Origin of the sequence: Janthinobacterium sp. RA13 (assembly GCF_000745325.1) — a bacterium.
In the GTDB taxonomy this organism is placed as follows: Bacteria; Pseudomonadota; Gammaproteobacteria; order Burkholderiales; family Burkholderiaceae_D; genus Janthinobacterium; species Janthinobacterium rivuli.
This window is the reverse complement of sequence record NZ_JQNP01000001.1, coordinates 2,428,860-2,452,991: the sequence shown is the minus strand read 5'-3', so window position 1 is coordinate 2,452,991 and position 24,132 is coordinate 2,428,860. Positions and strand designations below refer to the sequence as shown.

Annotated in this window: 21 protein-coding genes; 20 read left to right on the top strand and 1 reads right to left on the bottom strand. The window is 61.8% G+C overall.

Annotated features, from left to right (window positions below; translation table 11 throughout):
- Positions 1 to 69: 69 nt before the first annotated feature.
- Positions 70 to 1,059, bottom strand: coding sequence for a malate dehydrogenase (locus tag FG13_RS10825; RefSeq protein ID WP_034789110.1), 990 nt, complete (start codon positions 1,057 to 1,059; stop codon positions 70 to 72).
- A gap of 305 nt (positions 1,060 to 1,364) precedes the next feature.
- Between FG13_RS10825 and FG13_RS10820 the strand changes: the two genes are divergently transcribed.
- From FG13_RS10820 to FG13_RS10725, 20 genes are all read left to right on the top strand, one after another.
- Positions 1,365 to 2,258, top strand: coding sequence for a GntR family transcriptional regulator (locus FG13_RS10820; protein WP_035820763.1), 894 nt, complete (start codon positions 1,365 to 1,367; stop codon positions 2,256 to 2,258).
- Positions 2,259 to 2,564: 306 nt separating this feature from the next.
- Entirely contained in the window at positions 2,565 to 2,987 is a 423-nt protein-coding gene (gene sdhC / locus FG13_RS10815; protein ID WP_034752080.1) for a succinate dehydrogenase, cytochrome b556 subunit, read from the top strand.
- A gap of 2 nt (positions 2,988 to 2,989) precedes the next feature.
- Positions 2,990 to 3,355 carry a succinate dehydrogenase, hydrophobic membrane anchor protein gene (gene sdhD, locus FG13_RS10810; RefSeq protein WP_034752078.1) on the top strand — a complete coding sequence of 122 codons (366 nt, stop codon included), beginning with the start codon at positions 2,990 to 2,992 and terminating at the stop codon, positions 3,353 to 3,355.
- 2 nt (positions 3,356 to 3,357) lie between these two features.
- A complete protein-coding gene (sdhA, locus tag FG13_RS10805) occupies positions 3,358 to 5,139 on the top strand; it encodes a succinate dehydrogenase flavoprotein subunit (protein WP_035820761.1) in 1,782 nt (593 codons plus the stop codon).
- Between the two features lie 9 nt (positions 5,140 to 5,148).
- Positions 5,149 to 5,859 carry a succinate dehydrogenase iron-sulfur subunit gene (locus FG13_RS10800; RefSeq protein ID WP_034752075.1) on the top strand — a complete coding sequence of 237 codons (711 nt, stop codon included), beginning with the start codon at positions 5,149 to 5,151 and terminating at the stop codon, positions 5,857 to 5,859.
- 117 nt (positions 5,860 to 5,976) lie between these two features.
- A complete protein-coding gene (locus FG13_RS10795) occupies positions 5,977 to 6,258 on the top strand; it encodes an FAD assembly factor SdhE (protein WP_034752073.1) in 282 nt (93 codons plus the stop codon).
- Positions 6,259 to 6,379: 121 nt separating this feature from the next.
- A complete protein-coding gene (gene gltA / locus FG13_RS10790; protein ID WP_035820759.1) occupies positions 6,380 to 7,681 on the top strand; it encodes a citrate synthase in 1,302 nt (433 codons plus the stop codon).
- Between the two features lie 97 nt (positions 7,682 to 7,778).
- Positions 7,779 to 8,120, top strand: coding sequence for a winged helix-turn-helix transcriptional regulator (locus FG13_RS10785; protein WP_035820757.1), 342 nt, complete (start codon positions 7,779 to 7,781; stop codon positions 8,118 to 8,120).
- Positions 8,121 to 8,344: 224 nt separating this feature from the next.
- Entirely contained in the window at positions 8,345 to 8,887 is a 543-nt protein-coding gene (locus FG13_RS10780) for an NAD(P)H-dependent oxidoreductase (RefSeq protein WP_035820755.1), read from the top strand.
- Between the two features lie 201 nt (positions 8,888 to 9,088).
- A complete protein-coding gene (locus tag FG13_RS10775) occupies positions 9,089 to 10,063 on the top strand; it encodes a LysR family transcriptional regulator (RefSeq protein ID WP_035820753.1) in 975 nt (324 codons plus the stop codon).
- A gap of 257 nt (positions 10,064 to 10,320) precedes the next feature.
- Positions 10,321 to 13,173 (top strand): 2-oxoglutarate dehydrogenase E1 component, encoded by a 2,853-nt coding sequence (locus tag FG13_RS10770; protein ID WP_034752063.1) that lies wholly within the window; start codon positions 10,321 to 10,323, stop codon positions 13,171 to 13,173.
- Positions 13,174 to 13,289: 116 nt separating this feature from the next.
- A complete protein-coding gene (odhB, locus tag FG13_RS10765) occupies positions 13,290 to 14,546 on the top strand; it encodes a 2-oxoglutarate dehydrogenase complex dihydrolipoyllysine-residue succinyltransferase (protein WP_035820752.1) in 1,257 nt (418 codons plus the stop codon).
- 94 nt (positions 14,547 to 14,640) lie between these two features.
- The gene (locus FG13_RS10760; protein WP_035820750.1) at positions 14,641 to 15,012 is read left to right on the top strand and encodes a PspC domain-containing protein; all 372 of its coding nucleotides are present in this window, start codon (positions 14,641 to 14,643) and stop codon (positions 15,010 to 15,012) included.
- Positions 15,002 to 16,432, top strand: a complete 1,431-nt coding sequence (gene lpdA / locus FG13_RS10755; protein WP_035820749.1) for a dihydrolipoyl dehydrogenase — start codon at positions 15,002 to 15,004, stop codon at positions 16,430 to 16,432. The genes FG13_RS10760 and lpdA overlap by 11 nt, the downstream gene beginning before the upstream one ends.
- 70 nt (positions 16,433 to 16,502) lie before the next feature.
- Positions 16,503 to 17,600 carry a cell division protein ZapE gene (zapE, locus tag FG13_RS10750; RefSeq protein ID WP_035820745.1) on the top strand — a complete coding sequence of 366 codons (1,098 nt, stop codon included), beginning with the start codon at positions 16,503 to 16,505 and terminating at the stop codon, positions 17,598 to 17,600.
- A 16-nt stretch (positions 17,601 to 17,616) separates the two neighbouring features.
- Complete coding sequence (locus FG13_RS10745; RefSeq protein ID WP_035820743.1) at positions 17,617 to 18,342, top strand: hypothetical protein; 726 nt, start codon at positions 17,617 to 17,619, stop codon at positions 18,340 to 18,342.
- 138 nt (positions 18,343 to 18,480) lie between these two features.
- The gene (locus FG13_RS10740) at positions 18,481 to 18,681 is read left to right on the top strand and encodes a YdcH family protein (protein ID WP_034752051.1); all 201 of its coding nucleotides are present in this window, start codon (positions 18,481 to 18,483) and stop codon (positions 18,679 to 18,681) included.
- 43 nt (positions 18,682 to 18,724) lie between these two features.
- Complete coding sequence (locus FG13_RS10735; RefSeq protein ID WP_035820740.1) at positions 18,725 to 20,779, top strand: ATP-dependent DNA helicase; 2,055 nt, start codon at positions 18,725 to 18,727, stop codon at positions 20,777 to 20,779.
- A gap of 270 nt (positions 20,780 to 21,049) precedes the next feature.
- Complete coding sequence (locus tag FG13_RS10730) at positions 21,050 to 21,655, top strand: toll/interleukin-1 receptor domain-containing protein (RefSeq protein WP_035820738.1); 606 nt, start codon at positions 21,050 to 21,052, stop codon at positions 21,653 to 21,655.
- Between the two features lie 19 nt (positions 21,656 to 21,674).
- Positions 21,675 to 24,128, top strand: a complete 2,454-nt coding sequence (locus tag FG13_RS10725; protein WP_081922527.1) for a tetratricopeptide repeat protein — start codon at positions 21,675 to 21,677, stop codon at positions 24,126 to 24,128.
- Positions 24,129 to 24,132 lie beyond the last annotated feature (4 nt).

The following is a 24,132-nucleotide window of genomic DNA, read 5'->3' as shown; positions in this document are numbered from 1 at the left end:
CCGCACCGCGACATGCGCGGGGCGGCCTTCTTTGGCGGGCGGCGCATTGCCGCGCCGCCAAAACTGGACTTAGGCCAGCAGGTGTTTCACGCCTTCGCGTTCTTCGGTCAGTTCTTTCAGGGTCAGGTTGATGCGCTCTTGCGAGAATGCATCGATTTCCAGACCTTGAACGATGGTGTACTCACCGTTGTCGGTGGTGACCGGGAAGCCGAACACGGTGCCTTCAGGAATGCCATACGAGCCATCCGAAGGAACGCCCATGGTGGTCCACTTGCCAGCCGTGCCCAGCATCCAGTCATGGATGTGGTCGATGGCGGCGTTCGCTGCCGACGCTGCCGACGACAGGCCGCGCGCTTCGATGATGGCCGCGCCGCGCTTGCCGACGGTTGGCAGGAAGGTGTTGGCGTTCCATTCCTGGTCGTTGATCAGGTCTTTCACAGCCTTGCCGTTGACGGTGGCGAAGCGGTAGTCGGCGTACATCGTTGGCGAGTGGTTGCCCCACACGGTCAGCTTCTCGATATCCTTGACGGCGGTGCCGGTCTTGGCAGCGACTTGCGACAGCGCGCGGTTGTGGTCCAGGCGCAGCATGGCGGTGAAGTTTTTCGCTGGCAGCGATGGCGCCGATTTCATGGCGATGTAGGCGTTGGTGTTGGCAGGGTTGCCGACCACCAGGACTTTGACATTGCGCGAAGCGACGGCGTCGAGCGCCTTGCCTTGCACCGTGAAGATCTGGGCGTTCGCTTCCAGCAGGTCCTTGCGTTCCATGCCTGGGCCGCGTGGACGCGCGCCAACCAGGACGGCCACGTCGACATCCTTGAATGCGGTCAGCGGATCGGAGTGGGCGGTCATTTCCGTCAGCAGCGGGAAGGCGCAGTCGTCGATTTCCATCATCACGCCCTTGAGCGCCTTCTGGGCTTTTTCGTCCGGGATTTCAAGCAGTTGCAAGATGACAGGCTGGTCTTTGCCGAGCATGTCGCCATTGGCGATGCGGAACAACAGGGCGTAGCCGATCTGGCCGGCGGCGCCGGTCACTGCAACACGCATTGGGGTTTTAGCCATGATGAATCTCCAAAAATGGGAAAGAAAACGGGCTTGAAGCTGGGCTTACGCTTATCCGGAAAAACTATAATGATACCAAAACCGGCCCGCGCCACCGAAATGCTGGTGTACGCTGCCGTCACGCTTGTGCTGCACGAGGCCAGAGTGGCTGGCCAACAACATAAAACGCTGGCTCACAAGTTTTATCGAGGGCAGTTTAGGCCTCCGATCCCTATCTGTCAATCATATCTTATGTCTTATATAAGACAGATAACTACGAGTCTTTTACTGGACGCGGGCAGTGATTTGTGTTGAAATGTCGGACTATGAATTCCGCCTCGTCCAATCTGACCAACAATGCCACTGCTGCAAGCGGGGCGGTCAGTCCGACCGCAGGCACCCCGGCCACGCCCGTTGCCGCAGCGGCCAGTCCCGCCGCCACCCCTGTTGCCAGCGTCAATACCACTGCCTCCACCGCCGTGGCCGCGCCTGCCGCAACTGCCTCGCCCACCTTCAGTCCCCTGTACCAGCAGATCAAGGCGCTCATCACGCAGAGCCTGCAATCGGGCGAATGGAAACCGGGCGAGCTGATTCCCAGCGAAGTCGAACTGGCAGGGCGCTTCAAGGTCAGCCAGGGCACGGTGCGCAAGGCCATCGATGAGCTGGCCGCCGAGAATCTCGTCATGCGCCGCCAGGGCAAGGGCACCTTCGTTTCCACCCACCATGAGGCGCGCGCGCATTTCCGCTTCCTGCGCCTGGTGCCGGACGAAGGCGTGCCGCATTATCCTGAAAGCAAGTTTATCGAAGTCAAGCGCGTGCGCGCGCCAGCCGATGTGGCGCGCCTGATGGACCTGAAGTCCGGCGACGCCGTCATCTTCATCAAGCGCGTGCAGTATTTTGACGGCGTGCCGACCATCGTCGAGGAACTGTGGCTGCCCGGCCTGATCTTCAAGGGCCTGACGGCCGAGCGCCTGGTGGAGTACAAGGGCCCCATGTACGGCCTGTTCGAAACGGAATTTGGCACGCGCATGATACGCGCGTCCGAGCAGATCCGCGCCGTGTGCGCCGACGCGGGCGCCGCGCAATTGTTAAATATCGACCTCGGCACGCCCTTGCTCAGTTCCGAGCGCGTGTCGTTTACCTACGGCGACAAGCCGGTTGAACTGCGCCGGGGCCTGTACCTGACCAGTCGCCATCATTATCAGAATGAACTCAGCTGAAGCGGCGGGGCACCCTTGGGTGCCCGAACAAGCAGCAAGGCTGAAGTGCATCGCTTGCAAGATGCCTGCCGCAAGGCGGGCAACGGAGACAACGGAAAGCGCAGCGACAGCATGGCCCGCCCCGGCGGGCCGTGTTTTGCCGGCGATTCTGTAATTAAATTACGTGAACTACGGAAAGTAGCGCGGTATTTTGTAGTAAAAAACCATTTTGGTTATATGTAACAATAGATATTGGTATGGGTTGCGAAAATCGGCGAAAATCGCGGCTTCAATATTTAGTTGAAATTCAAAGGGGAGGTTTTTGTTATGTCTGAAGCCGTAAGAGAAGTACCAAAAAAAGAACGGCCGCAATTCCGTAACATTCATGTTACCGAATTGTCGAACTACCGCATGGCTGTCGGCGCCATCGTCTCGATCCTGCATCGCATCAGCGGTTTCATCATTTTCGCCTTGCTGCCATGCATACTGTACATGCTGGAACTGAGCCTGCGTTCCGAAATGTCCTACGCCTACTTCCAGGGCATCGCCTCGCACTGGTTCGTCAAGCTGATCACCCTGGGCCTGGTCTGGGCCTTCCTGCACCACTTCTGCGCCGGTATCCGTCACTTGTTCATGGACGTGCACGTTGCCATCGAAAAAGATTCGGCACGCAAGACCGCCTCGTCCGTGCTGGTCGTGAGCCTGGTGTTAACGGCTCTGGTCGCTTTGAAACTGTTTGGAGTATTTTAAACATGGCAGACAATAATATCGGACCGAAACGCCTCGTCGTCGGTGCCCATTACGGCTTGCGCGATTGGCTGGCGCAACGCGTTACCGCCATCGTCATGGTGGCCTATGTGGCCATCCTGCTTATTTCTTTCCTGACCGGCAGCAACTTCAGCTATGAAGGCTGGGCTGGTCTGTTCGCACAGCAGTGGTTTAAATTGTTCAGCCTGGTGACCTTCGTCGCCCTGTTCTACCACGCATGGGTCGGCGTACGCGACATCTGGATGGACTACGTGAAAAGCGCTGGCCTCCGTCTGACCCTGCAAATTGCCACCATGCTGTGGTTGATCGCTTGTGCCGGCTGGACGGTACAGATACTCTGGAGTGTGTAATCGTGGCAGCATATAAATCTGCAATCCCTACCCGCCGCTTTGATGCGGTCATCGTTGGCGCCGGCGGTTCCGGCATGCGTGCGTCGTTGCAGCTGGCTGAAGCCGGCCTGAACGTCGCTGTTCTGTCGAAAGTTTTCCCGACCCGCTCGCACACCGTGGCGGCGCAGGGCGGTATCGGCGCGTCGCTCGGCAACATGGCCGAAGACAACTGGTTCTGGCACATGTTCGACACCGTCAAGGGCGGCGACTATCTGGGCGACCAGGATGCCATCGAATTCATGTGCCGCGAAGCACCGAAGGTCGTGTACGAACTGGAACACTTCGGCATGCCATTCGACCGCAACCCTGACGGCACCATCTATCAGCGTCCATTCGGCGGCCACACGGCCCACTTCGGCGAAAAGCCGGTGCAGCGCGCTTGCGCGGCAGCCGACCGTACCGGTCATGCCCTGTTGCACACCCTGTACCAGCGCAACGTGCGTGCGCGTACGCACTTCTTCGTCGAATGGATGGCACTCGACCTGATCCGTGACGCCGAAGGCGACGTGATCGGTGTGGTCGCGCTGGAAATGGAAACCGGCGAATGCATGATCCTGGAAGCAAAAACGACGGTCATGGCAACGGGCGGCGCAGGCCGTATCTTCGCCGCATCGACGAATGCCTTCATCAACACGGGCGACGGCATGGGCATGGCGGCACGCGCCGGCTTGCCGCTGCAAGACATGGAATTCTGGCAGTTCCACCCGACCGGCGTGGCCGGCGCGGGCGTATTGATCACCGAAGGCGTGCGCGGCGAAGGCGGCATCCTGATCAATAGCGAAGGCGAACGCTTCATGGAGCGCTATGCGCCGACCCTGAAGGATCTGGCGCCGCGCGACTTCGTCTCGCGTTCGATGGACCAGGAAATCAAGGAAGGCCGCGGCTGCGGTCCTAACAAGGATCACGTGATGCTGGACCTGCGCCATATCGGCGCCGACACCATCGCCAAGCGCCTGCCGTCGATCCTGGAAATCGGCCACAAGTTCGCCAACGTCGACGCCACCAAGGAACCGATTCCTGTCGTGCCGACGATTCACTACCAGATGGGCGGCATCCCGACGAACATCCACGGCCAGGTCGTCACCCCGACCGGTCCGGATAATTCGGCCAAGGTTGTCAACGGCCTGTACGCGATCGGCGAATGCGCCTGCGTGTCCGTGCACGGCGCCAACCGCCTGGGCACGAACTCGCTGCTCGACCTGGTGGTCTTCGGCCGCGCGGCCGGTAATCACATCGTCAACAGCGGCCTGAAAGCCAAGGAAAACAAGCCTTTGCCAGCCGACGCCGCCGAATTTGCCATGGGCCGCCTGGCGCGCCTGGAAAACTCGACCGGCACGGAAACCGTGCAGGGCGTGGCGAACGACATCCGCGCAACGATGCAGAAGTACTGCGGCGTGTTCCGTACCGACGAGATGCTGAACAAGGGCGTCGAAGAAATCATGAAGCTCGACGAGCGCCGCAAGCACGTCTCCTTCAAGGATAAATCGATGGTCTTCAACACGGCCCGCGTGGAAGCGCTGGAGCTGGACAACCTGATCGAAACGGCGAAAGCGACCATCGTTTCGGCGGCAGCGCGCAAGGAATCGCGCGGCGCCCACGCCCAGGATGACCATCCGCAACGTGACGACGACAACTGGATGAAGCACACTCTGTGGTATTCGGAAGGCAACCGACTGGAATACAAGCCAGTCGTGACCAAGCCGCTGACGGTTGATACCTTCAAACCGAAACCACGTACTTTCTAAGGCTATACCATGGCACGCACTCTTAAATTCAAAATCTACCGCTACGATCCTGACCAGGATGCCAAGCCGTACATGCAAGACCTGACGGTCGAACTGAAAGACACCGACAAGATGCTGCTCGACGCACTGCAGCGCATCAAGGCGGACGTCGATGACTCGCTGGCCCTGCGCCGCTCGTGCCGCGAAGGCGTGTGCGGTTCGGACGCGATGAACATCAACGGCAAGAACGGCCTGGCATGCACCACCAACCTGAACGAACTGTCGGAGCCTATCGTGCTGCGTCCGTTGCCAGGCTTGCCGGTCATCCGCGACCTGATCGTCGACATGACGCAATTTTTCAAGCAGTACGATTCGATCAAGCCTTTCCTGATCAACGATTCGATCCCGCCTGAAAAAGAGCGTCTGCAATCGCCGGAACAGCGCGAAGAACTCGATGGCCTGTACGAGTGCATCCTGTGCGCATGCTGCTCCACGTCGTGCCCGTCGTTCTGGTGGAATCCGGACAAATTCGTCGGCCCGGCTGGCCTGCTGCAAGCCTACCGCTTCATCGCCGATTCGCGCGACGAAGCCACCGGCGCGCGTCTGGACAACCTGGAAGACCCGTACCGCCTGTTCCGCTGCCATTCGATCATGAACTGCGTCGACGTCTGCCCGAAAGGGTTGAACCCGAACAAGGCGATCGGCAAGATCAAGGAATTGATGGTCCGCCGCGCGATCTGATCCCCCTGATCGCATCCGCCGGGCGCCGTTTGCGGGAAGAGGGTATCCTCTCTTGCCTGCAGGCGGCGCCTGCAAAGCAGCACCGTGCCGCAAGGCACACGTAAAGTGGTAAACCAAATGACAGAATCAATTTTGTCCTCGCATCAGGCCGACCCGGCCAACCGCGCCCGCCTGCGCTGGCGTTCACGCCGTGGCCTGCTGGAAAACGACATTATCCTGACCCGTTTTCTCGATGCGTATGAAACCGAATTGACCGATGAAGAAGTTGACGCGCTGACGCGTTTGCTGGATTTATCGGACAATGCGTTAATGGATCTGGTACTGGCTCGTAAAGAGCCGGAAGGCGAAGTCGATCTGCCGCATGTGCGCGCACTGCTGCAACGACTGCGCATTGCCTAGACGCCTGGGCGATATATTGCAAACGGTGCGAGTGGCGCGCTGTAGCACTGCCGAATGCGGTGCGAATTGCAGCCAGAATTTTTGATTTTAATTTCGACTCACTCCCGAGAAGGAAGAGCCCATGAATATCTCTGACACAAAAGCTACCCTGTCGTTCTCCGATGGCAGCCCATCGCTTGAATTTCCAATCTACAAAGGCACGGTTGGCCCGGACGTCATCGACATCCGCAAACTGTACGCCGGTAGCGGCAAGTTCACCTACGACCCAGGCTTTATGTCGACGGCCGCCTGTAACTCGTCGATCACCTACATCGACGGCGACAAGGGCGAGCTGCTGTACCGTGGTTACCCGATCGAACAGTTGGCCGTCAACGCCGACTTCATGGAATCGTGCTACCTGCTGCTGAACGGCGAACTGCCGAACGCGGCCCAGAAAGCCAAGTTCGTCGACACCGTCACCAAGCACACGATGGTGCACGAACAGATGCAATTCTTCTTCCGTGGCTTCCGCCGCGACGCGCATCCGATGTCGGTCCTGGTGGGCACCGTCGGCGCGCTGGCATCGTTCTACCATGATTCGCTGGACATCAACGACCCGCGTCACCGCGAAGTGTCGGCCATCCGCCTGATCGCCAAGATGCCAACCCTGGTCGCCATGACCTACAAGTACTCGGTCGGCCAGCCGTTCGTGTACCCACGCAACGACCTGTCGTACAGCGCCAACTTCATGCACATGATGTTCGCCAATCCGTGCGAAGAGTACAAGGTCAATGACGTGCTGGTGCGCGCCCTGGACCGCATCCTGATCCTGCACGCGGACCACGAGCAAAACGCATCGACCTCGACCGTCCGTCTGGCCGGTTCGTCGGGCGCCAACCCGTTCGCCTGTATCGCTGCCGGTATCGCCTGCCTGTGGGGCCCTGCCCACGGCGGCGCCAACGAAGCGGCACTCAACATGCTGAAAGAAATCGGCACCGTCGAGAACATCCCTGCCTTCATCGAGCAAGTCAAGGACAAGAACTCCGGCGTCAAGCTGATGGGCTTTGGCCACCGCGTGTACAAGAACTTCGATCCACGCGCCAAGCTGATGCGTGAAACCTGCTACGAAGTGCTGCAAGAACTGGGTCTGCAAGACGACCCGCTGTTCAAGCTGGCGATGGAACTGGAAAAGATTGCACTGAACGACGAATACTTCGTGTCGCGCAAACTGTACCCGAACGTCGACTTCTACTCGGGCATCGTGCAATCGGCGCTGGGCATCCCCGTGTCGCTGTTCACCGGTATCTTCGCTATGGCCCGTACGATCGGCTGGATCGCCCAGTGGAACGAAATGATCGCCGACCCAGAGCAAAAAATCGGCCGTCCGCGCCAGTTGTTCGTCGGTTCGACCACGCGTGAAGTACTGCCACTGGACAAGCGTTAATCCAGAGCGGTATCGAGCAAACAAAAACGGGCTTCGGCCCGTTTTTTTATGCCGGGCTGTTATGCTCAACCCCTGGATCCACAGGAAATACAACGCGATGAATGAAGACACCTGCGCCCCCGGCGGCGTGGCCCTCGGCGATACGGCATTTGGCTACACCTTGTCGCTGATCGGCGGCAAGTACAAGATGCTGATCCTGTATGCGCTGGCGGAAAACACGGTGCTGCGGCATAACGAACTCAAGCGCCATCTCGGCGGCATCGCTTTCAAGACCCTCAGCGTCGTGCTGAAGGAGCTGGAGGCCGATGCGCTGATCGTGCGCAAGGAATACCCGCAAGTGCCGCCCAAGGTGGAATATTCGCTCTCCAGCAAGGGCGCCTCGCTGATCCCCGTGCTGCATACCTTGTGCGAATGGGGTGAGCGGCACCAGCCAGTTTGACTCGGATGCGCATGCCCAAGGGGCTTTGCATGGCAAGGTAGCTTACTTTTCTTCCTGTATGGTTAGTTAATGTGCGTACTTGTGAAAAGTACTCGCGATGGTTATGCTGTTTTTGCCTCTGCAGGCGCGCCGCCACGTGCTGCGCGCCACGGGGCAGGGTACCGGCTTGCCTGCTTTTCTGTGAACGCGGGGCCGGTGCGTCCATTCATTTTCAGGAAAGCAGCATGATGAAAACTCTCGTTATCGTCTTCCATCCCTCCATCGGCACGTCGGTCGCCAACAAGCGCTGGCTGCAGGAGTTGGCGCAGTATCCCGACCGCTACACCATCCACGACGTGCACCAGGCTTACCCTGATGGAAATATCGACGTGGCGCGCGAGCAGGCGCTGGTGGAGGCGCACGCCAACGTGGTCTTGCAGTTCCCCGTGTACTGGTTCAACTGCCCGCCCTTGCTCAAGCAGTGGCTCGATCAGGTGCTGGCGTATGGCTGGGCCTACGGTACGGGCGGCGATGCCTTCAAGGGGAGAAAAGTGGCGCTGGCCGTCACGGCCGGCATCCGCGAGGACGATTTCACGCCGGCAGGCAAGTGGCACGTCACTCTGGCGCAGCTGCTGGCGCCGTTCGATGTGACCCTCGCGTACATCGGCGCCGACAACCGCCGCTTCTTTGCCTTCTATGGCGCGGAAGACGGGCCGAAGGAAACGGGCTATGCCGAGCGGCTGGCGCGCAGCGCGCAAGCGTATGAGTGCTTCCTGGCCGCCTTGTAAGGGCGCTGGTCCAGCTTCAGTTCAATGCCGCTGGCCGGTCGTGGCGATGGTGTGCGCTAACTGCGCTGCATCGGCAAGGTTTCCCGGGTACGGGAGGGGCGGGCGGCGCGTGCAAACATATTATTCTTTCGACCAGGCGCGACAAATAGGGTAGATTGCAATACTTAGTTGCATGGATCGGACGAATCAAGGGAGTACCGCATGGACCGTATCACCGCCGCACAAGTATTCGTCGCCATCGCCGAGCGTGGCAGCATGGTGGCCGCCAGCGAGGCGCTCGACATGTCGCGCGCCATGGTGACGCGCTATCTGGCCGAGATGGAAGCGTGGGCGGGGGCGCGCCTGTTGCATCGCACCACCCGCCGTCTGAGTCTGACGGATGCGGGCGAGACCACCTTGGCGCGCTGCCGGCAGATGCTGGAAGTGGCCGGCGCCATGGCCGTCACTTCGCCCGAGGGCCTCGACACGCCGCACGGTTTGCTGCGCATCACCTGCTCGCAATCCTTGGCGCAGACGGCGCTCGCTGGCGCAGTAACCGCTTACCTGCGGCGCTACCCGCGCGCCGCCGTCGACCTGCAGATGGAGAACCGCGCCGTCAACCTGGTGGAGCAGCGCATCGACCTGGCGATCCGCATCACCAACGCGCTCGAGCCGAATCTGATCGCGCGCCAGCTGGCCAGCTGCGCCTCGGTGGTGTGCGCCGCACCATCGTACCTCGCGGCGCACGGCACGCCGCGCCGGGCGCAAGACCTGGCCCTGCACAACTGCCTGACGTACACGTATTTCGGCAAGAGCCTGTGGCAATTTACGCATGACGGGGAAGCGCTCACTGTCCCCGTCAGCGGCCGCCTGTCGGCGAATGAGTCGCTGGTCCTGCTGGTGGCCACGGTGGCGGGGGCGGGCATCGCCATGCAGCCGCGCTTTTCGGCCGCGCCGCTGATCGCCAGCGGGCAGCTGGTGGAGCTGCTGCCCGCGTACCAGCCGCAGGACATGGGCATCTATGGCGTCTATACGTCGCGCCAGCACATGTCGCCCCTGTTGCGCACCATGCTCGACTTCCTGGTGGAGTGGTTTGCCGGCGATGCCGATTGGCTGGCGGCCATCGCGGCGGCACCGTTGCCGGGCAGACCAGTTGGGCGCAAGCGGCACGCCGGCAGGGTCGCCGATGTGTTGTAAGCATAACAGTGACAGGCTTGCAAGCCCGGGAAAATCAACAACACAGCTTACATTTGCTTGCCAAATAAAATTCAACTAGTCGTTGTTGCGTTACAATACCGCGTGCTATTCTAAATGACGGTATGCAGAATGCTGGTGCAATATAAAAGCCCTTCCCCACAACTTGATGTGCAATCCGCTAACCGGTCAGGCCGTGTCGCGGAAGGTTAGATTAACCCGCTAATTCCTCGCGAAGCGCGAAGAAAGGTGAGCAATATATGCAGCAATTAACGACCAACTCCTACCTGTTCGGTGGGAATGCTCCGTACGTGGAAGACCTGTACGAGGCGTATCTGAACAACCCAGGCTCGGTACCCGATAACTGGCGTTCCTACTTCGACGCAATGCAGCACGTGCCTGCCGTCGATGGCACCAACAAGCCTGACGTGGCGCATGCCTCCGTCGTCGCCTCGTTCGCCGAGCGCGCAAAAGCTGGTCCGATCCGCACAGTAACCGCTTCCTTCGATGCTGAAATGGGCCGCAAGCGCGTCGCCGCCACGCAGCTGATCGCCGCTTACCGTTACCTCGGTTCGCACTGGGCCAACCTGGATCCGCTGCAACGCCAGGAACGTCCGATGATCCCGGAACTGGAGCCGAGCTTCTACGGTTTCACCGACGCGGACATGGACACCGTGTTCAACATCAGCAATACCTATTTTGGCCCCGAGACCGCCACCCTGCGCGATCTGCTCAACTATCTGCGCGATACCTACACGCGTTCGATCGGCGCCGAATTCATGTACATCTCCGACCCGGCCGAAAAGCGCTGGCTGCAAGAGAAACTGGAATCGATCCGCTCCACCCCGAATTTCACCCCAGAGAAAAAAATCCACATCCTCGACCGCCTGACCGCGGCTGAAGGCCTGGAACGCTATCTGCACACACGCTACGTGGGCCAGAAGCGCTTCTCCCTGGAAGGCGGCGAAACCTTCATCGCCTCGATGGATGAAACCATCCAGCGCGCCGGCGAAAAAGGCGTGCAGGAAATCGTCATCGGCATGGCCCACCGCGGCCGCCTGAACGTGCTGGTGAACACCCTGGGCAAAGCGCCGCAGGAACTGTTCGAAGAATTCGAAGGCAAGCATGGCGACGACCTGCCTGCCGGCGACGTGAAATACCATCAAGGCTTCTCGTCGGACATCTCCACCGCAGGCGGCCCGGTCCACCTGTCGCTGGCGTTCAACCCGTCGCACCTGGAAATCGTCAACCCTGTGGTCGAAGGTTCCGTCAAGGCCCGCATGGATCGCCGCGGCGACGCGCAGGGCGCGCAAGTGCTGCCTATCCTGGTGCACGGCGATGCCGCTTTCGCCGGCCAGGGCGTGGTCATGGAAACGCTGAATCTGGCGCAAACCCGTGGCTACCATACCGGCGGCACGGTGCATATCGTGATCAACAACCAGATCGGTTTCACCACCTCGGATCCGCGCGATGCCCGCTCGACCCTGTACTGCTCGGACGTCGTCAAGATGATCGAAGCACCGGTCCTGCACATCAACGCCGATGATCCGGAAGCCGTGGTGCTGGCGACGCAGATCGCGCTCGACTACCGCATGGAATTCAAGAAGGACATCGTCCTCGACATCATCTGCTACCGCAAGCTTGGCCACAACGAGCAAGATACGCCGGCACTGACGCAGCCACTGATGTACAAGAAGATCGGCCAGCATCCAGGCACCCGCAAGCTGTATGCGGACAAGCTGGTAGCGCAAGGCGTGATCCCTGCCGATGGCGGCGACAAGATGGTGGCCGCCTTCCGCGACGCCATGGACGCCGGCAAGCACACCGTCGATCCGGTCATCTCGAACTTCAAGAACAAGTACGCCGTCGACTGGCTGCCGTTCCTGAACAAGAAATGGACCGATTCGGCCGACACCGCCGTGCCGATGACGGAACTGAAACGCCTGGCCACCCGCATCACCACCGTGCCGGAAGACTTCAAGGTCCACTCGCTGGTTGAAAAAGTACTGGGCGACCGTGGCACCATGGGCCGTGGCGAAATGAACCTGGACTGGGGCATGGGCGAACACCTGGCCTACGCATCGCTGGTATCGTCCGGCTACGCCATCCGCCTGACGGGCCAGGATGCCGGCCGCGGCACCTTCGTGCACCGCCACGCAGTGCTGCATGACCAGAACCGCGAGCGTTGGGATGCAGGTACCTACATTCCGCTGCAAAACGTGTCGGACAACCAGGCGCCGTTCACCGTCATCGACTCGGTGCTGTCCGAAGAAGCCGTACTGGCCTTCGAATACGGCTACTCGACCGCTGAACCGAACACCCTGACGATCTGGGAAGCCCAGTTCGGCGACTTCGCCAACGGCGCGCAAGTGGTGATCGACCAATTCATCAGCTCCGGCGAAGTGAAGTGGGGCCGCGCTTCGGGCCTGGTCATGATGCTGCCGCACGGTTACGAAGGCCAGGGTCCTGAGCACTCGTCCGCGCGTCCAGAGCGTTTCCTGCAGCTGTGCGCAGACAACAACATGCAAGTGGTGCAGCCGACGACGGCTTCGCAGATCTTCCATTTGCTGCGCCGCCAGATGGTGCGCCAGTTCCGCAAGCCGCTGGTCATCCTGACGCCGAAGTCGCTGTTGCGCAACAAGGATGCCGGTTCGCCGCTGACCGACCTGGCCAAGGGTGGTTTCCAGACCGTCATCGGCGAAGTCGACGACAAAATCGACGCCAAGAAAGTCAAGCGCGTGGTCGCCTGCTCGGGCAAGGTCTACTACGACCTGGTCAACGCACGCAAGACCCGTGGCCAGACCGACACGGCCATCGTGCGCCTGGAACAGCTGTATCCGTTCCCGCACAAGTCGTTCGCCGCTGAACTGAAGAAGTTCCCGAACCTGGTCGAAGTCGTCTGGGCGCAGGACGAGCCGCAAAACCAGGGCGCCTGGTTCCAGATCCAGCACAACATCTTCGAAGGCCTGGAATCGGGTCAGCGTCTGGCTTACGCCGGCCGTCCCGCTTCGGCGTCGCCTGCTGTCGGTTACTATGACAAGCACTACGCCCAGCAAAAAGATCTGCTGGAAACGGCATTCTCGAAGCTGAAGGGTTTTATCCTGACCAAGTAAGTGGCAGGATAAGGGCGCCGTGCACATGCATGGCGCCTGCTTGCATACATCATGACGGAGCGCCGCCCTTGCTACGCAGGGGCGGCGCCGCAATAACAAAATAAACGGAGTTTTACATGGCACAAATCGAAGTCAAAGTTCCCCAGTTGTCGGAATCGGTTGCAGAAGCGACCTTGCTGGCATGGCACAAGAAAGTCGGCGAAGCAGTTGCGCGCGACGAAAACATGATCGATATCGAAACCGACAAAGTCGTGCTGGAACTGCCGGCGCCTGCCGCTGGCGTGATCGTGCAAATCATCAAGGCTGACGGCGCCACCGTCGTTGCCGGCGAAGTCATCGCCATCATCGACACCGACGGCTCGGCCAAGGTCAGCCCGATGGAAGTGTCGGCCGTGCCTGCACCAGCCCTGGCTGCCGCTGCGCAAGACGCATCGACCGCTTCGGCGCCAGCCGCCGCGACCAAAGGTGATGTCGCCATGCCTTCCGCTGCCAAGATCCTGTCCGAAAAAGGCCTGTCCGCTGGCGACGTCGCCGGTTCCGGCAAAGACGGCCGCGTGACCAAGGGCGACGCCCTGGCCGCTTCCGCCAAGCCAGCTGTCGCGCCACTGGCGCCAGCCGCTGCCAAGCCAGCGCTGCAACAAGTTGCCACGCCGTCGGCCGCCAGCCTGGGCGACCGCCCTGAAGAGCGCGTGCCGATGAGCCGCCTGCGCGCACGTATCGCCGAGCGCCTGCTGCAATCGCAATCGACGAACGCCATCCTGACCACGTTCAATGAAGTGAACATGCAGCCGGTCATCGACCTGCGCAACAAGTACAAGGACAAGTTCGAGAAAGAGCACGGCGTCAAGCTGGGCTTCATGTCCTTCTTCGTCAAGGCCGCCGTCGCCGCCCTGAAAAAGTACCCGATCATCAATGCCTCCGTTGATGGCAACGACATCGTTTACCACGGCTACTTCGACATCGGTATCGCTGTCGGTTCGCCACGCGGCCTGGTCGTGCCTATCATCCGCAACGCGGACCAGCTGTCGATCGCCGACATCGAGAAAAAAATCGGTGAATTCGGCGCGAAAGCCAAGGAAGGCAAACTGACCCTGGACGACCTGACGGGCGGCACGTTCTCGATCTCGAACGGCGGCACCTTCGGCTCCATGCTGTCGACCCCGATCATCAACCCGCCACAATCGGCCATCCTGGGCGTGCATGCGACCAAGGACCGCGCTGTCGTTGAAAACGGCCAGATCGTGGTGCGTCCGATGAACTACCTGGCCATGTCCTACGACCACCGCATCATCGACGGCCGCGAAGCCGTCCTGGGCCTGGTGGCGATGAAAGAAGCGCTGGAAGATCCTGCACGCCTGCTGCTGGACCTGTAAGCACCGTAGTCCCCCGGCGTCGCCGCCGGGGCAATGTAGCTGATACCCCTTGCCAGAAGACGCAGCTGGCTGATCTCAATAAAAGAGGATTCCCATGAACGTCTCTGAAGAAATCAAGCGTCTGCACGAGTTGCACCTGGCGGGCGCCCTGAGCGACGCGGAATTCGCGCAAGCGAAAGCCAAGCTCCTGAGCAATATCAACCTGGACAAATCTGAGAGTCCCTCCGACTCCGGCCCGTCGAACGACCTGGTGCAGGAATTCAACCGCCTGCGCCGTTCGCGCAACGACCGCTGGCTTGGCGGCGTGTGCGGCGGCCTGGGACGCGCTTCCGGCATGGAAGCGTGGATCTGGCGCCTCGTCTTCGTCCTGTTTACATTGACCTTCGGCTTCGGCGTGGTGATTTACCTTCTATTGTGGATTTTCGTACCAGACGAAGAGATTGGAATAACAAAACATGAGTACTAAACAATTTGACGTAGTTGTCATCGGTGCGGGCCCTGGCGGCTACATCGCCGCCATCCGCGCAGCGCAGCTGGGCTTTTCCGTCGCTTGCGTCGACGAGTGGTCGAACGCCAAGGGCGGCGCCGCTCCTGGCGGTACCTGCACCAACGTCGGCTGCATCCCGTCGAAAGCGCTGCTGCAATCGTCCGAGCATTTCGAACACGCGGGCCACAGCTTCGCCGAGCACGGCATCGATGTCGCCGGCCTGAAGCTGAACCTGGGCCAGATGCTCAAGCGCAAAGACACCGTCGTCAAGCAAAACAACGACGGCATCCTGTACCTGTTCAAGAAGAACAAGATCGCCTTCTTCCACGGCCGCGCCGCTTTTGCCGCCGCCGCCGCTGGCGCGTATGAGATCAGCGTGACGGGTGAAGCCAACGAAACCCTGAGCGCCAAGCACGTGGTCATCGCCACGGGTTCGAACGCACGCGAACTGCCGGGCGCACCATTCGACGAGAAACTGATCCTGTCGAACACGGGCGCACTGGCCATCGACGCCGTACCAGCCAAGCTGGGCGTCATCGGTGCCGGCGTGATCGGCCTGGAAATGGGCAGCGTCTGGCGCCGCCTCGGTTCCGACGTCACCGTGCTCGAAGGCCTGCCGGTCTTCCTGGGCGCTGTCGACGAGCAGATCGCCAAGGAAGCGTCGAAGCTGTTCACCAAGCAAGGCTTGAAGATCAACCTCGGTTGCAAGATCGGCGCGATCACGCCAGGCAAGAAAGACGTCACCGTGGAATTCGTTGACGCCAAGGGCGAAGCGCAAAAAGCCGTGTTCGACAAGCTGATCATCTCGATCGGCCGCACGCCGAACACGAACGGCCTGGGCGCCGATAAAGTCGGCCTGCAGCTGGACGAACGCGGCTTCATCGCCGTCGACGGCGACTGCAAGACCAACCTGCCGAACGTGTGGGCGGTGGGCGACGTCGTGCGCGGCCCGATGCTGGCGCACAAGGCCGAAGAAGAAGGCGTTGCCGTGGCCGAGCGTATCGCCGGCCAGCATGGCCACACCAACTTCAACACGATTCCTTGGGTGATCTATACTTCGCCGGAAATCGCGTGGGTCGGCAAGACCGAGCAAACCCTGAAGGCCGAAGGCATCGCCTACAAGGCCGGCACCTTCCCGTTCATGGCCAACGGCCGTGCGCGCGCGCTGGGCGACACTTCGGGCATGGTGAAATTCCTGGCCGATGCGACCACCGATGAAATCCTCGGCGTGCACATCGTCGGCCCGATGGCCTCCGAACTGATTTCCGAAGCCGTCGTGGCGATGGAATTCAAGGCCTCGGCCGAAGACATCGCGCGCATCTGCCACGCTCACCCATCCCTGTCGGAAGCGACCAAGGAAGCGGCACTGGCGGTTGACAAGCGCACGTTGAACTTTTAATTGTAGTTAGTCCAGCAGGGGCGCTCGCGGATTTTTTCCGCCGGCGCCCTTGTGCGTTAAAGCGAATCCCATGAACGTAGAAGAGTTTTACCAGCACGCGTTGCAGAAGCGTGATTTCAAGGCCGATGCCGCCCAGCGGCGCGCGGTCGACCGCCTGCAGCTGTGCTATGACGAGTGGGTGGCCTACAAGGGCCAGCGCTCGAGCACCTTCAAGCGCCTGCTGAACCGTCCCGCCGTGCCGAAAGGCGTGTACATGTGGGGTGGGGTGGGGCGCGGCAAATCGTTCCTGATGGACAGTTTTTACTCGGTCGTGCCTCTGGTGCGCAAGACGCGCTTGCACTTCCACGAATTCATGCGCGGCGTGCACCAGCAGCTCGATGAATTGAAAGGCGTGGCCGACCCGCTCGACGAGGTCGCCAAGCGCATCGCCAAGAAATACCGCCTGATCTGTTTCGATGAATTCCATGTCTCGGACATCGCCGATGCGATGATCCTGTACAACCTGCTGTCGGCCCTGTTCGCCAACGGCGTGTCCTTCATCATGACCTCGAATTACGATCCGGACTTGCTGTATCCGGACGGCCTGCACCGCGACCGCATGCTGCCGACCATCGCGCTGCTCAAGGACAAGCTCGACGTGATGAACGTCGACGCCGGCGTCGATTACCGCGGCCGCGCGCTGGAACAGGTGGAAAGTTATTACACGCCGCTGGGCGCCGATACCGACAAGGCCCTGCGCGACGCCTACACGCGCATCGCCGAAACGGCCGACGAAGATGCGCGCATCCGCATCGAGAGCCGCGAAATCCATTGCCTGCGCCGCGCCGGCGGCATCATCTGGTTCGACTTCGCCACCCTGTGCGGCGGTCCCCGCTCGCAAAATGATTACCTGGAAATCGCCAGCCGCTTCCATACGGTGATATTGTCCGGCATACCGGCCATGTCGGCGGCGCAGTCGTCCGAGGCGCGCCGCTTCACCTGGCTGATCGACGTGTTTTACGACCAGAAGGTCAAGCTGATCATGTCGGCCGAAGTGGCGCCTGATGAGCTGTACACGAACGGCATGCTGGCCAACGAGTTTCACCGCACCGTTTCGCGTATCATCGAGATGCAATCGCGCGAATACATGGAAAAAGAACAGCGCGGCGCGGCCGACGCGATCGTTTGAGGCAGGGATAAGGAACATGATGGCAAATACACTATACAAGCTGGGTGCGGCGCTGGGCCTGGTCCTGGCGTTGTCCGCCTGCGCGCACCAGGGTGCTCCGGCATTGGATGAAGTCGGCGCGCCGCAGGTGCCCGCCACCTTGTCGGTGGACGAGGCGGACGCCAAGCTGAAGCAGGTCGCCAGCGAGCGCGCGGCGGCGGAAAACGAGTTTGCCGTGCGCGAACTGGAGTGCTACGACAAGTTTTTCGTGAATAACTGCCTGGACACGGCCAAGGAAAAGCGCCGTCTGATCCTCGTGCGCCTGCGCGCCGTCGAAGCGGAAGCGAATTACTTCAAGCGCGCCGAATCCGTGCGCCTGCGCGATATCGATCTGGCCCGCACACAGGAAAGCGCGCGCCTCGACGCGGAGCAGCGCGCCGCGGCCGTGCCCAAGCCCGTGAAAGTGGTCACGCCCGAGCCGGCGCCGCCCAAGCCGCAAGGCAAGAGCGTTGCCGAGCGCGAAGCCGAGCATGCGGCGAAGGTGGCGAAACAGGCCGCCGCCGACGCTGCCGATGCGCCGCACCGCGCGGCCCGTGAAGCGCAATATGCGAAAAAACAGGCTGACGCCGTGGCGCGCCAGAAGCGGGTGGCGCAACGCCTGGCCGAGCGCCAGGCCGAAGCGCAGGCCAAGGCTGCCAAGGCGGCCGCCGCTGCCAGCACGCCGGCCGTTGCTGCGCCTGTGCCTGTGCCGCCGGCCAAATAAGCCTTCCCGCGCAGGGGCATGCCGGAAATGGCGTGCCCTAAGGCGCGCGGCAGGTTAAACTACGCACGATGGCTGCCTGCGTACGCTGCGCGCGCCGGTTTCCCAACACTGTCACCAACACTGCCTGGAACGCAACACATGAGCGATGCACAGCAAATAGAGCGGCGCCTGATTGAACTCAACGTGGAACACCGCGACCTCGATGCCGTCATCGAGTTGCTGATACTCGATGGCCACCATGACGAGTTGCAGCTGCGCCGCCTGAAAAAGCGCAAATTGCAATTGAAGGATCACATCACCTTGCTGAAAATGCAGTTGGTGCCCGACGTTCCCGCCTGAGGGGCGCCAGTAGCGTCCAGTCCAGCCTTCACCTAAGTATATTTTGACCGATCACAATTTATTGCCAGTAAACCCAGATGGCCAGCCTGCTGCCTTGCCAGCCGATGTGCCAGCCGAACCGCAGGCGGCGCCCGGCAAGCACGATGCCGACATCGAGCGCCTGTTTGGCGCCGGTGGCCCGCTCGGTCCGGCCGTGGGCAGCTACAAGCCGCGCCGTTCGCAAACGGAAATGGCGAAAGCCATCGCCAGCGCCATCGACAGCCAGACGACCCTGATCGCCGAGGCGGGCACGGGCACCGGTAAAACCTTCGCCTACCTGGTGCCGGCCCTGATGTGGGGCGGCAAGACCATTGTTTCCACCGGGACGAAGAACTTGCAGGATCAATTGTTCCTGCGCGACATTCCCACCGTGCGCGCCGCGCTGCAGGCGCCCGTTTCCGTTGCCCTGCTGAAAGGCCGCTCGAACTACGTCTGTCACTATCACCTGGAACGCACGCTGCAAAACGGCCGCATGACGTCGCGCGACGACGTGGGCCATCTGCGTGAAATCTCGCGTTTCATCAAGATGACCAGCTCCGGCGACAAGGCCGAGCTGGCCAAGGTGCCGGAAAACGCCATGATCTGGAACCTGGTGACGTCCACGCGCGACACCTGCATGGGCGCCGAATGCCAGTATTACCAGGATTGTTTTGTGATGAAGGCCCGCAAGGAAGCCCAGCAGGCCGACGTGGTGGTGGTCAACCATCACTTGTTCTTTGCCGACGTGGCCCTGAAAGACACGGGCGTGGCGGAATTGCTGCCTTCGGCCAACACGATCATCTTCGATGAGGCGCACCAGTTGCCCGATACGGCCACCTTGTTCTTTGGTAACACGGTGTCGACCTCGCAAATCCTGGAACTGTGCCGCGACGTGCTGGCCGAGGGCCTCGCGCACGCGCGCGGCATCGACTGGGCCAAAACCGTCACGGTGGTGGAAAAGGCGGCGCGCGACCTGCGCTTGACCTTCCCGCAGGATATCGTGCGCCTGTCGCTGCCGCAAATCGCCCCGTCGAGCGACTTTTTCCCCGCGCTCGACACCCTCAAGGATGAGCTTGACGGCATGGTGGCCGTGCTGGAAACCCAGGCGGAACGGGCGGAAACGCTGGAACAGTGCAGAGTGCGCGGCGTCGAGCTGGCGCAGCAGCTGAGCGGCTGGAAGTTCGATCCGAAGGCCAAAGTGACGGCTGGCGAGGAAGCCGTGTTCTGGGTGGAAGCGTTTTCCAGCTCTCTGCAATTGCATAAAACGCCATTGTCGATCGCGCCGATCTTCAACAACCAGCGCGAAGGCACGCCGCGCAGCTGGATTTTCACGTCCGCCACCCTGGCCGTGAAAAACGATTTCAAGCATTTCTCGGAACAGATGGGCTTGACGGGCGAACCGTCGCATACGTGGCCAAGCCCGTTCGACTATGGCCAGCAAGGCTTGCTGTTCGTGCCGCAAAACCTGCCGCAGCCGAACTCGCTGGGCTACACGGACGCCGTCATCGATTGCGCCCTGCCCATTATCGAGGCGGCCGGCGGGCGCACTTTCTTCCTGTGCACCACCTTGCGCGCCGTCAAACGCGCGGCCGAGCGCCTGGCCGATGAATTCAAGCAGCGCGGCCTGAACTTCCCCCTGTTCGTGCAGGGAGAAAAGGGCCGCACGGAATTGCTCGATCAGTTCCGCGCGGCCGGCAATGGCGTGCTGATCGGTAGCCAGAGCTTCTGGGAAGGCGTCGACGTGCGCGGCGATGCGCTGTCGCTCGTCATCATCGACAAGCTGCCGTTCGCGCCGCCCGACGATCCCGTGCTGGCCGCGCGCATCGAAGTGATGGAAAAGCAGGGCAAGAACGGTTTCATGCACCACTCGCTGCCGGAAGCCATCATCAACCTGAAGCAGGGCGCGGGCCGGCTGATCCGCGACGAGGGCGACCGGGGCGTATTGATGATCTGCGATCCGCGCCTGATCTCCAAGCCGTATGGCAAGCGCATCTGGCAAAGCCTGCCGCCGTTCAAGCGCACGCGCGATACAAACGAAGTGGTCGAGTTCTTCCGCAACCTGCCCGCCAAGGGCGCTTAAGTCCCGCTTGCCGGCGCCATTCGCGCGCCGGCATATTTCCCTTTGTTATCAAGCGAGTAGCGTTGTTCACGCGGCGCTCGCTTGCGCGCCTGGCATGCCAGAAATCGGCTTGATCGCGCCAGTTTCTGGCTTTCTTGCGAATGTCCAGGACGCCAGACACATCTTTGCGCCAGCGCAAACAGGCCGTTGCTCAGCGGTCTACAGTGACTTCATGCCTTGTGGGATCAAGGCGCGGCGATGGCAGGGCCGCACGGGGAACAGGGGGATGCCATGGAGATCCGCTACGGCTGTTTCTTGAGCTACGCGCACGGCCAATATGCGTTCATGAACAAGTTCAAGAATGACCTCATCGAGGCGCTGGCTTGCTATCTGGAGCCGCACCTCGACCGCGAGGAAGTCCTGTTCATCGACAGCGAACAACTGGGCGGCGGCGACGATATCGACCTGCGCGTGGCGCGCGCCATGTGCCAGAGCGTCTGCATGATCGTGCTGTACACGCCCAAATATGAAGCGCACGGCTACACGCGGCGCGAATTTGCCGCCATGCAGCTGATCGAGCAGGAGCGGCGCGCCTGGTACGACTTGCCCAGCCATCTGATCATCCCCATCATCATGACGCGCCATCCGGACGGCTTGCCGCCGCAAATCACGGAATCGGGCCTGTACGTCGATTTTTCCGGCTACACCCTGGCCAGCGGCGACCTGAAGTCGAACCCGCAATACCTGCCCGACATCGAACGCATCGTGCAGCGCATTGCCACGCATTACCACTTGCTCAAGCGGTCAACACCGCCCGGCCACGATTGCAGCCGTTTCGTGTTGCCCGCTATTCCACCGGAATGGCGCGCCATTCCGCCTCCCCATTTTCCGCGTTAATCACGTAAAAGGTCCTGTCATGGAATGCCAACGCCTCTCCCTGCCGCCTTTGAGCGCCCCTGGCGAAGTCGTCACTTTCTATTCCTACAAGGGCGGTACCGGCCGCACCATGGCCCTGTCGAACATCGCCGTCTTGCTGGCGCGCCGTGAAAACGCCAGCGTGCCCGTGCTGATGCTGGACTGGGACATGGAAGCGCCGGGCCTGCACCATTATTTCGAACAGCATGAGGAGCGACCGGGCGTGCTGGAATTCTTTGAAGCGTGCCGCCAGCAGCTCGAACGCCTCAGCCTGGAGACGGGTGGCAAGCGCGGCTCGGGCGCCGACGATGCCGCCCTGGCCCAGCGCGTGCTCGACGCCATCGACTGGCAGCAGTACGTGGTGCGCGTCGACCAGGGCAGTCCGCTGTACCTGATGCGCGCGGGGCGCTTCGACGCCAGCTACAGCGAGCGCCTGGCGCAGATGCGCTGGGATCAGCTGTTCGACAGCTGCCCGGCCCTGTTTCGCTGCTTCGCCGATACCCTGGCCCAGCATTTCCGCTATGTGCTCGTCGATTCGCGCACGGGCCGCACGGACAGCGCCGGCATCTGCACCACCTTGCTGCCAAAAAAACTGGTGGTGGTCTTCACGCCGAACCGGCAAAGCCTGGAAGGCGTCGACGCGCTCGTCACGCGGGCCATCGAGTACCGCCGCAGCCATGAGGACGAACAGCGTCCGCTGCTCGTGTATCCCTTGCCCTCACGCATAGAAATGGGCGATGGGGCGCAGCGCGCCGAGTGGCGCCGCGGCGACGCGCACAAGGGCATCGCCGGCTTCCAGCCCATGTTCGAGCGCCTGCTGCGCACTTCCTACGGCTTGCCGCAGATCGCCCTCGACAGCTATTTCGACGAAGTCCAGCTGCAGCAGACGAAAACCTTTGCGTATGGCGAGCAATTGGCCGTACGCATCGACCAGGGCGGCGACCGCTTTTCCCTCACGCGCACCTTCGAAGCCTTTTTGCAGTGGCTGACGGGCGGCTACTTTCCCTGGCAATCGAGCCGTGAAATCGCCTTGCTGGGGGCCATCAGCGAGGCGCGCCAGGCCTTGCAGGCTGAGCCTGGCCGCGCCGTGGCCCTGCCGCTGGCGCGCGACCTGGCCCGCCTGGGCGAGCTGTACCGCAAGGATGGGCGCAGCGCGCTGGCGCTCGACGCCTTCCGCCAGAGCGTCGAGATCCGCGTGCGCCTGCTGGGCGAGGAGCATCCCGACAGCCTGGCGTGCAAGAGCGGCATGGCGCGGCTGCTGCGCCAGCTGGGCAAGCTCGATGAAGCCCGCTTCCTGGAAGAGGACGTGCTCGACGTGCGCGAGCGCGTGCTGGGCAGCGAGCATCCCGACACCCTGGCCGCCCGCGCCTGCCTGGCGAAAACCCTGTTGCTGCAGGGGGAACTGGCGGCGGCCCTGTTGCTGCAGGATGCGGTGCTGGCAAGCTATGCGCGCCAGCTGGGCGGCGAGCATCCGCTGACCCTGGAAGCGATGGATGGCCGCGCCGCCACCTTGTTGCGCATCGGCCGGCTGGCGCAGGCGCAGCAAGTGCTGGTCACGGTGGTGGCGGCGCGCGAGCGCCTGTTCGGAGCCGAGCATGGCGATACCTTGCGCAGCAAGCTGGCCCTGGCGCAGGCGCTGGGGCGCGAAGGCGACCTGGAAGGCGCGCGGCGCCTGTTCGTCGCCGTGCTGCAGGCGCAGGAGCGGCGCCTGGGCAGCGACCATGCGGCCACCCTGGCCACGCGCGACTTGCTGGCCGACATCGTGGCCGGGCAGGGCGACTGGGCCGGCGCGCGCCAGTTGCATGAAGACCAGGTGGCGGCGCGCGAGCGCACGCATGGGCTCGATCATCCGGAAACCCTGATGAGCCAGCGCAAGCTGGCCGAGGCCCTGCTACGGCGCGGTGAACTCGACGCGGCGCGCAGCGTGCAGGAGCAGGTGCTGGAAGTGCATGCGCGCCTGCTGGGCGAAGACCACCTCGATACCTTGCAGAGCAAGACGCAATTGGCCGGCACCTTGCAGCAGCAGGGCGACAGCGAGGCGGCGCGCCTGCTGGAAGACGCCGTGCTCAGCGGCAGTGACCGGCTCCTGAACGCGCCCGTCACGGGGCATGCGGACAGCGTGCTGGACGGTGCGCGGCATTTGCAGGAAACCATCCTGGCCGGCCGCGCCAACGGGCACGAAGGGGCCGAGCCGGACACCCTGGCCAGCATGATCTCGATGTTGCAAGGCATGATCGAGCGCGAACAGTATGCGCAGGCGGGCGAACTGGCTGAACATTTGAAGTCATGCCTGCTGCGTCCGGGCGTGCCGGGCAAGCTGCGCCGGCGCGGCATGGCGCAGCTGAAGAGAATGTACAAATTGCAAGGCGACCTGAATGCCTTGCTGGCCTTGCAGGAAGATGAAGTGCAGGCGCTGGAGGGCGCCTTGTCGGAAGCGCGCATCGAGCAGCGCTGATGCC

Excerpts from the sequence above, each read along its gene's own strand:
- FG13_RS10825 (WP_034789110.1), bottom strand. The coding sequence starts at position 1,059 with ATGGCTAAAACCCCAATGCGTGTTGCAGTGACCGGCGCCGCCGGCCAG.
- FG13_RS10820 (WP_035820763.1), top strand. The coding sequence starts at position 1,365 with ATGAATTCCGCCTCGTCCAATCTGACCAACAATGCCACTGCTGCAAGC.
- sdhC (WP_034752080.1), top strand. The coding sequence starts at position 2,565 with ATGTCTGAAGCCGTAAGAGAAGTACCAAAAAAAGAACGGCCGCAATTC.
- sdhD (WP_034752078.1), top strand. The coding sequence starts at position 2,990 with ATGGCAGACAATAATATCGGACCGAAACGCCTCGTCGTCGGTGCCCAT.
- FG13_RS10800 (WP_034752075.1), top strand. The coding sequence starts at position 5,149 with ATGGCACGCACTCTTAAATTCAAAATCTACCGCTACGATCCTGACCAG.
- FG13_RS10795 (WP_034752073.1), top strand. The coding sequence starts at position 5,977 with ATGACAGAATCAATTTTGTCCTCGCATCAGGCCGACCCGGCCAACCGC.
- gltA (WP_035820759.1), top strand. The coding sequence starts at position 6,380 with ATGAATATCTCTGACACAAAAGCTACCCTGTCGTTCTCCGATGGCAGC.
- FG13_RS10785 (WP_035820757.1), top strand. The coding sequence starts at position 7,779 with ATGAATGAAGACACCTGCGCCCCCGGCGGCGTGGCCCTCGGCGATACG.
- FG13_RS10780 (WP_035820755.1), top strand. The coding sequence starts at position 8,345 with ATGATGAAAACTCTCGTTATCGTCTTCCATCCCTCCATCGGCACGTCG.
- FG13_RS10775 (WP_035820753.1), top strand. The coding sequence starts at position 9,089 with ATGGACCGTATCACCGCCGCACAAGTATTCGTCGCCATCGCCGAGCGT.
- FG13_RS10770 (WP_034752063.1), top strand. The coding sequence starts at position 10,321 with ATGCAGCAATTAACGACCAACTCCTACCTGTTCGGTGGGAATGCTCCG.
- odhB (WP_035820752.1), top strand. The coding sequence starts at position 13,290 with ATGGCACAAATCGAAGTCAAAGTTCCCCAGTTGTCGGAATCGGTTGCA.
- FG13_RS10760 (WP_035820750.1), top strand. The coding sequence starts at position 14,641 with ATGAACGTCTCTGAAGAAATCAAGCGTCTGCACGAGTTGCACCTGGCG.
- lpdA (WP_035820749.1), top strand. The coding sequence starts at position 15,002 with ATGAGTACTAAACAATTTGACGTAGTTGTCATCGGTGCGGGCCCTGGC.
- zapE (WP_035820745.1), top strand. The coding sequence starts at position 16,503 with ATGAACGTAGAAGAGTTTTACCAGCACGCGTTGCAGAAGCGTGATTTC.
- FG13_RS10745 (WP_035820743.1), top strand. The coding sequence starts at position 17,617 with ATGATGGCAAATACACTATACAAGCTGGGTGCGGCGCTGGGCCTGGTC.
- FG13_RS10740 (WP_034752051.1), top strand. The coding sequence starts at position 18,481 with ATGAGCGATGCACAGCAAATAGAGCGGCGCCTGATTGAACTCAACGTG.
- FG13_RS10730 (WP_035820738.1), top strand. The coding sequence starts at position 21,050 with ATGGAGATCCGCTACGGCTGTTTCTTGAGCTACGCGCACGGCCAATAT.
- FG13_RS10725 (WP_081922527.1), top strand. The coding sequence starts at position 21,675 with ATGGAATGCCAACGCCTCTCCCTGCCGCCTTTGAGCGCCCCTGGCGAA.